7 protein-coding genes are annotated in these 7,712 nt (G+C 35.7%); 5 read left to right on the top strand and 2 right to left on the bottom strand.

Annotated elements, in window-relative coordinates; genetic code table 11:
• Positions 1-281: 281 nt before the first annotated feature.
• Together ACKI44_RS07375 and ACKI44_RS07370 are read right to left on the bottom strand one after the other, a co-directional pair.
• Positions 282-620 (bottom strand): P-II family nitrogen regulator, encoded by a 339-nt coding sequence (locus tag ACKI44_RS07375; protein WP_407423033.1) that lies wholly within the window; start codon positions 618-620, stop codon positions 282-284.
• 8 nt (positions 621-628) lie between these two features.
• Entirely contained in the window at positions 629-1,846 is a 1,218-nt protein-coding gene (locus ACKI44_RS07370; RefSeq protein ID WP_407423031.1) for an ammonium transporter, read from the bottom strand.
• A 454-nt stretch (positions 1,847-2,300) separates the two neighbouring features.
• Between ACKI44_RS07370 and glnA the strand changes: the two genes are divergently transcribed.
• The 5 genes from glnA to ACKI44_RS07345 all read left to right on the top strand — a co-directional run.
• Positions 2,301-3,638: a type I glutamate--ammonia ligase gene (glnA, locus tag ACKI44_RS07365; RefSeq protein ID WP_407423029.1), complete on the top strand. Its 1,338-nt coding sequence runs from the start codon at positions 2,301-2,303 to the stop codon at positions 3,636-3,638.
• A gap of 253 nt (positions 3,639-3,891) precedes the next feature.
• Positions 3,892-4,809, top strand: a complete 918-nt coding sequence (locus ACKI44_RS07360; protein ID WP_407423027.1) for a glutamine amidotransferase — start codon at positions 3,892-3,894, stop codon at positions 4,807-4,809.
• A gap of 12 nt (positions 4,810-4,821) precedes the next feature.
• Complete coding sequence (locus tag ACKI44_RS07355; RefSeq protein WP_407423025.1) at positions 4,822-5,475, top strand: tributyrin esterase; 654 nt, start codon at positions 4,822-4,824, stop codon at positions 5,473-5,475.
• A gap of 11 nt (positions 5,476-5,486) precedes the next feature.
• Positions 5,487-6,560: a Coenzyme F420 hydrogenase/dehydrogenase, beta subunit C-terminal domain gene (locus tag ACKI44_RS07350; RefSeq protein ID WP_407423023.1), complete on the top strand. Its 1,074-nt coding sequence runs from the start codon at positions 5,487-5,489 to the stop codon at positions 6,558-6,560.
• The coding region (locus ACKI44_RS07345; protein WP_407423021.1) for a glutamate synthase-related protein at positions 6,561-7,712 on the top strand (1,152 nt) is incomplete at its 3' end.

The following is a 7,712-nucleotide window of genomic DNA, read 5'->3' as shown; positions in this document are numbered from 1 at the left end:
CTTATTAAAGAGAATGAAATGGATTTATATTCAGTTATTAATGCAATAAGATTCATATCCTCAAATTAAAAATATTGATCTAAAAAATTTAAAGGAGAAAAATGAAAAATGTTCAAAATTAAATAATTTCTGCCAACACTCAATTATTCTAATTAATAGTTTCATCCTCTATTCATCAATCAGTTATATTCTCAGAGAATTAAAAAAAGTATTAAAAAGGGAGAAGTGATTACACTTTCCCTAGGGATTAATATAAATTTTTAAATTTGTAAAGGGATTAGTTATACTGCATTATCACCCTCTTCACCAGTTCTTATTCTAATCACATTGTCGATTGGGTGAATGAATATTTTTCCATCTCCAATATTTCCAGTATAAGCACCTTTTTTAATTGCTTCAACAATGGTGTCTACACCTTCATCTTTAACAACGATTTCAATACGTGTTTTTGGGATTAAATCAATACAGTAACTGGATCCTCTGTATGTTTCTTTAATTCCTCTTTGGCTTCCTCGCCCTTTTACTTCAGTGACGTTCATACCTTCACAGCCTACTTCTAAAAGGGCTTTTTTAACGTCCTGGTATTTTTCTTGTCTTATAATTGCAACTATACTTTTCATTTTTACACCTAGTTAAGATTATATGCTGATTCGTTATGAAGATTTGCATCGAGACCATTGATTTCTTCGTGGTCTTCTACTCTTATTCCACCTAATGCTTTATCTAGAACTTTGGCAAGTATAAAGCTTATTATAAAAGAGTATCCGAGTGTGGCAACAATACTTATTATTTGAATGACCACTTGGTTAGGATTTCCTGCAATTAATCCTGCAACTCCACCTACGGAAGGCACTGCAAAGATTCCTGTTGCGAGTGCTCCCCAAACACCAGACATTCCGTGAATTCCCCATACATCTAAAGCATCATCGTATCCGAGTTTTGCTTTTAAGTAGTATATTGCAAAGTATGAGACAAATGGAGCTACTGCACCAATTACCATTGCACCAGGAACATCAACAAATCCTGCTGCAGGAGTAATGGCCACAAGACCTGCAACTGCTCCGGAAATTGCGCCTAAAACTGTAGGTTTTCCTACAATGTAAGTATCCAAAGCGGTCCAAATGATTAAACCTAATGCTGCTGCAACATTTGATACAATTATTGCATTTGCTGCAAGCCCATTAGCTGCAAGACCTGATCCTCCGTTGAATCCCATCCATCCGAACCAGAGTAATGCAGCTCCGAGAACTGCATATCCTAAGTTGTGTGGAATAAGTGATGTGTCTTTTCTTTTACCTAATACTAATGCAACAGCCAATGCAGCTACACCGGAGTTCATGTGAACTACTGCACCGCCTGCAAAGTCAAGTGCGCCTAATTGTGCTAGCCATCCTCCTCCCCATACCCAATGGGCTACAGGGATATAGACTAGGCATGCCCATACTATTACAAAAATTATCCATGCTTTTGTTTTCATTCTTCCAACCAATGCTCCTGAAATAAGAGCTACTGTAAGGCCTGCAAAGGCACATTGGAACATGACAAATAATAATGTTGGAATTGTTCCTGTTAAATCATCTAATGCAATTCCCTGTAAGAAGAAATTAGTTGGTGATCCTATAATACCTGATATATCATTACCGAATGCAAATTGATATCCGAATATCACCCATATTACACTTACAATTGAAAAAGCAATAAAAGTTAAAAAAATAGTATTTAAAACATTCTTACGTTTACTTAATCCTCCATAAAAAAATGCAACAGCAGGAATACTCATTAAAAGTACGAGTAAACTACAAATAAGTATCCATGCCGTGTCTCCTGCACTAAACATAACATCCATTTTATCTTCTCTATAATAATTTATTTTAAAAAATTTAATTAATTTAATCGGAAGTAACATTCCGGAAGTATACTTCCGATATAACATTATTGTTGTTTTGAATATTTAAATGTTTGTATTTTAAAAAAATTGAGATTTCAATTTGATTATATTAATGTTTAATGAGCTGAAAAAGTATTGTAGATCTGAAATTAACATGTAAAATAGTATAGAATATTCGGACATGGAATAAAAACCATCATCTGACTCCGTATTATAAATTATGAAAAGAAATAATAAATTTTTAGTTTACATTTTTGTTATTTTCAAAACATTTATATATCAATAGGGATATAACATTATTCGGAAGGAAGTTTCCTTCCGACTATGCATTTAATTAAATTCATTTAGTCAAAAGTGTTTTCCACTTTTCTTAAACTAGTGGCATATGTACTTAAAAAAATGATGTGAAAAAATGTCAGCAAAAGATAACAAATTAGACCAAGTAATTAAGACAATCGAAGCAAATGATATAAAATTTTTGAAGTTACAGCTATCCGATATTCACGGATTACCTAAAAGCATGGCTGTACCTCTTAAAAAAGCAAGTGATGTTGAAGATATTGTAAATGACGGATTATTGTTTGATGGTTCATCAATAGCAGGTTTAGCTTCAATTAATGACAGTGATTTACTTGCAAAACCGGATATTGACACTTTCTCAACAATCCCATGGAGACCTGAAGTGAAAGGTACCGCCAGATTCATATGTGATATTTTCACTACTGATGGAAAACCATATGACGGCGATCCAAGAGGTGTTCTTAAAAAATCATTACAATTAGCAGAAAAAAGAGGATATCAATTTAATATGGGTCCTGAACCTGAATTCTTCATTATAAGGAAAGATGAAAATGGAAAATATGTTCCTGCAGATGAAGCAGAATACTTTGATGTTGAACCATTGGATCAGGGTACTGACATTAGAAGAGAGATTGTACTGGGTTTAGAAAAATTGGATTTCGATGTTGAAGTAAGTCACCATGAAGTGGCAGCAGGACAGCACGAAGTCGATTTCAAGTATGCTGATGCTTTAAAAACAGCTGATGCAGTTATAACATTTAAAGAGGCTGTTAAAGCTGTTGTAAATAATTTAGGTTTCAAAGCAACTTTCATGCCAAAACCATTCCTTGGAATTAACGGTAGTGGAATGCACTGTAATCAAAGTCTATTTAAAGACGGGGAAAATATCTTCTATGACCCAAATACTGAAAATCAAATATCTCAGGATGCATTATATTTCATTGGAGGATTGTTAAAACATGCTCCTGCGTTATCAGCAATTTTATCTCCAACCGTTAACTCTTATAAACGTTTGGTGCCGGGTTATGAAGCACCATGTTACATAGCATACGGTTTTAAAAATAGATCAACATTATTAAGGATTCCTGCATCCCGTGGATTAGGAACAAGGATTGAATGCAGATCCGCTGACCCATCATGTAATCCTTACCTTGCATTTGCAGTTTTACTTGAAGCAGGTTTGGATGGTATGGATAATAAAATTGACCCTGGTGAACCAACTGAAGAAAACCTGTTTGCATATTCAGAAGATGAAATTGCTCAAAAAGGAATTGATAATTTACCAACAAGTTTATGGGAAGCATACCATTCATTAGAAGAGGATGAAGTAGTCATAAATGCTCTTGGGCAAAAAGTATTCAATCAGTTCTACGATATCAAAAGGGCTGAATGGGATGCTTATAGGATACAGGTATTCGATTATGAAAGGGATGAATACTTAAACGTATAAGTTATTCAATTATCGGAATTGGTGGAAAAGATTTAAGATTTCTCCACCATTCAAAAATTTTTCTGGAGGTTGAAAATAAGAGGGAATCATTAAAAGTTAGGAATATTTTGTAAACAGTTTGAAATTTTAGAATTATTAATTTTAAGGCATATTGTAATTTTAGAATCAAGATTTAGCGATTATTATTTTTAAAAGGCATAATGTAATTTTTGAATATTTTTTACATGAGGCATATGTAATTGAGGTTGAAAAAATGTGTGGAATAGCAGGTGTAATATACAAGGATAAAAAAGCTCACCCTGTAGGGGATGCATTAACATCCATGTTGGAATCCCTACAGCATAGGGGTCCGGACTCAGCAGGTTATGCAATATACGGCAGTTTGGATTTTCCTGAAAATTACTATCAATTAAATATTGAAGTAAAAAGAAAAAGGGGAGCATTGGATAATTTAAAATCATTATTAACTCAAATAAGTCCAATTTTTGAAGAGCAGCTAATCGAGTCTGTAGGAGACTCAGACGTATATAAATGTAAAATAACATTGGATGAGTTCTCTCTTTTAAAACCATATATACGTGAAATAGATGAATTGGAAAACGTACGGGTTATCAATGGTTCTCATTCATTTGAAATGATAAAGGATATTGGAAAAGTAAAGGACATTGCAGAAAGATTCGATGTTCAAAGCAGGATGGGAACACATGGAATAGGACATACCCGTTTTGCAACTGAAAGTGGCGTAGACCGTTATCATGCACACCCATATCAAAGCTACATCATACCGGACATAACAGTAGTCCATAACGGACAAATCACCAATTACTGGAAAATAAGAGATCCCTTAGAAAGAAAAGGCCATACTTTTGAATCATTCAACGATACCGAGTGCATTGTTCACTATATGGCAGATAAACTCAACCAGGGATACAAACTGGAAGAAGCTTTAGACCAGGCAGTAATTGATTTGGACGGTCCATTTTCAATATTGGTGGGAACACCTAATGGAATAGGTATTGCAAAGGATAAACTTGGTCTCAGGCCAGGAGTAATGGTGGAAACTGATGAGATTTTTGCAATAGCATCAGAAGAGATGGCATTGCATGATGTTACAGATTCCAATCAGATAGAACAAATTTACCCTGGTGAAACAAGGGCTTACACCATCTAAGGGGGTTTATCCATGAAAGAATATGTAATTGATGCGAATGAAATGGCTGAAAAAGAATTAAACCGTACCATAAAAGAACAAGCCACAAATCATGATAAACTCATTATTGAAAATCCAGAATCCAAACACAATATCTGTGCAGGTTTGACTGGTGATGTGGACATAGAAATCAATGGTTCTGCAGGTTATTTTGTTGGGACAATGGTTAACGGACCAAGGATACATATCAACGGAAATGCCGGATGGTTTGCTGGAGACAACATGACCGAAGGGGAACTGATCATTGAAGGTACAGCAGGTGACGGCGCAGGACAGGGAATCTATGGTGGAACAGTACTGGTAAAAGGAAGTACTGGTTCAAGAACAGGAGAAATCATGAAAGGTGGAACCGTAATAATTGGAGGAAACAGCGGATTCATGACCGGATTGCTTATGATGGGAGGTAAACTCATAATTCTTGGTGATGTGACCGATGACGTTGGCGAATCAATTATGAGGGGAAGCATATTTGTTCTTGGAGATGTGAAAAGCTTAGGAAAAAATGCTGTTATGGAAAAAGCCACAACTGAGGATATTAAGGAACTGAAAGAAATTTTAACCGAATATGATTTTGAGCTTACTGACAGCGATTATGCGAATTTCAAAAAAATTGTTAATATGCAATAGGGGCTGATAAGATGAGTGAACATAGAATAGCAATGGTTGGAACTCCATGTGAAATTATGGCAGCCTCCAAACTTCAACATTATACTGATAGCCCTATTGACGTTAAACTGGGCTTATTCTGTATGGAAAATTTTTCATATAAATACTTTGAAAATCTCTTGAAAGAGTACGATTTGAAAATGGAGGATATTGAAAAATTCCAAATAACTAAAGGATTTGTATTTTTATCATTGAAAACCAGAGAAACTGTAAAAATACCGATATCAATAGCTAAAAGGATAATCAGAAAAAACTGTAATATATGTGCTGAATTGACATCAGAAACATCTGACATTTCAATAGGTTCAATAGGATCAGATGAAGGATGGTCAACATTGATAGTGAGAACCGAAAAGGGTGCAGAAATTGTCAATGGAGCATTGGATCAAAAATTCATTGAAGCCAAGGAGCTTACAGAATCACAATTTGATTTATTAAACAGACTTGCAGAAAATAAAATAAATAAAAATCTGGAAGAGATAGAAAAAAGAGAATTCCTTGCTAGACCCGTATTGTATCAAAGGGATAAATCCGATGATTTAATCGCAAACGAAATCTCAGAATCTAATTTTTTAGATTTAAAATCAAATGTCATCGATATTGGGGCATGTGTGCTCTGCGGAGCATGCGAATACATATGTCCTGACAATCTGATAACAATTGATGATACAAAACCGATAATGAGAGGAGAATGTCCTCAGGATTGCCATGCGTGCTTTGCGGTTTGCCCAAGAACTTTTATACCTGAGAATTTGAGAAATGACAATTCAAAAGCAATCGGTGACTTTATAAAAATATTGTCTGTCAAATCCCTAAAACACAGTCAGGGTCAGGACGGTTCTATAGTTACAACATTGTTGGACTATTTATTGACTAATGATATTGTAACCGATGCACTGATTGTTGATAAAGAGGATTATCTGGCCTGGAAACCTTATGCAAAGCTAACAAGTGATATCGATGAGGTTATTAAATCCGGAGGAACAAAATATTCTGTCTGTCCGGTATTCAAGCCATTAAGAAATGTAAATGAGGGGGGGAATTAGATGTCATTTACTGTTGAAAGGAAAATAGAGATATGTAGGCAGAATAATGATAGGCCTGGCTGTTGCTGGTATTTATGTGACAATCCTAAAAAATCCTCATGTAAAAACTGTTATAGCTGTTATTCAAATTGCCCTCACAATGTATATGAAGTAATTAATGATGAACCTCTGCCAATACACCAGGAAAATTGTGTAGGATGTAAAATCTGTGAAGAGATGTGTCCGACACATGCAATATATGTTAGGCCGCTTGTTGATGAAGGAAGAGGCGTATGGTCAAATTCAACAATGGTTGAAATTAAACGTAAAAGTCAAACAGGATCATATAAGGTACGTGGTTGCGGATTAACCAGAAAAATCCCGACATTTGATGATTTAAGCATATTGCCGGCACAGGTGTCAAGACCTCCAATTGATTCATACAGGGAAACCTGTAAAACTTCAGTAGTGCTTGGAGACAGGTTTGCAGAAAATCCAATCGAAATTGATACGCCGATTATGATTGGAGCAATGTCTTTTGGTGCGCTAAGTAAGGAGGCAAAAATGGCATTGGCTATTGGAAGCAGTAAAGTAGGTTCAATAACCAACACCGGTGAAGGAGGAATGCTTCCTGAAGAAAGGCATTATGCAGATAAGCTGATTGCCCAGTATGCATCAGGTCGTTTTGGAGTTTCAGCCAGCTATTTAAACAATGCTGAAGCTGTTGAAATAAAAATAGGTCAGGGTGCAAAATCAGGTATGGGAGGACACCTTCTTGCCCATAAGGTAACAGCAGAAGTTGCTAGAGTCCGTAACATTCCTGAAGGAACTTCGGCATTAAGTCCTGCCAGACATATGGATATTGTAGGACCTGAGGATTTAGGAATGAAAATCGATCAACTGAGGGAAATCACTGATTGGAAAATACCTATTATTGTAAAATTTGCAGCAGGTAGGGTAGAACAGGATGTTAAAATTGCAGCTAAGGCTGGTGCAGATATAATTGTAGTTGACGGTATGCAGGGAGGAACTGGTGCCGGACCTGAAGTAGTTACAGAACATGCAGGTATTCCTACAATAGAGGCAATAGTGAAAGCCGATGATGCTCTTAAAGACATCAATTTAAGAAGTGAGGTAAGTCTTGTGGCTGCAGGAGGAATAAGATCTGGAGCT

It is taken from the genome of Methanobrevibacter sp., assembly GCF_045646205.1.
Classification (GTDB): domain Archaea; phylum Methanobacteriota; class Methanobacteria; order Methanobacteriales; family Methanobacteriaceae; genus Methanocatella.
This window is presented reverse-complemented; position numbering and strand designations above follow the sequence as displayed.

Coding starts and splice junctions, on each gene's coding strand:
- ACKI44_RS07360 (WP_407423027.1), top strand. CDS start 3,892: ATGTGTGGAATAGCAGGTGTAATATACAAGGATAAAAAAGCTCACCCT.
- ACKI44_RS07375 (WP_407423033.1), bottom strand. CDS start 620: ATGAAAAGTATAGTTGCAATTATAAGACAAGAAAAATACCAGGACGTT.
- ACKI44_RS07350 (WP_407423023.1), top strand. CDS start 5,487: ATGAGTGAACATAGAATAGCAATGGTTGGAACTCCATGTGAAATTATG.
- ACKI44_RS07355 (WP_407423025.1), top strand. CDS start 4,822: ATGAAAGAATATGTAATTGATGCGAATGAAATGGCTGAAAAAGAATTA.
- ACKI44_RS07370 (WP_407423031.1), bottom strand. CDS start 1,846: ATGGATGTTATGTTTAGTGCAGGAGACACGGCATGGATACTTATTTGT.
- glnA (WP_407423029.1), top strand. CDS start 2,301: ATGTCAGCAAAAGATAACAAATTAGACCAAGTAATTAAGACAATCGAA.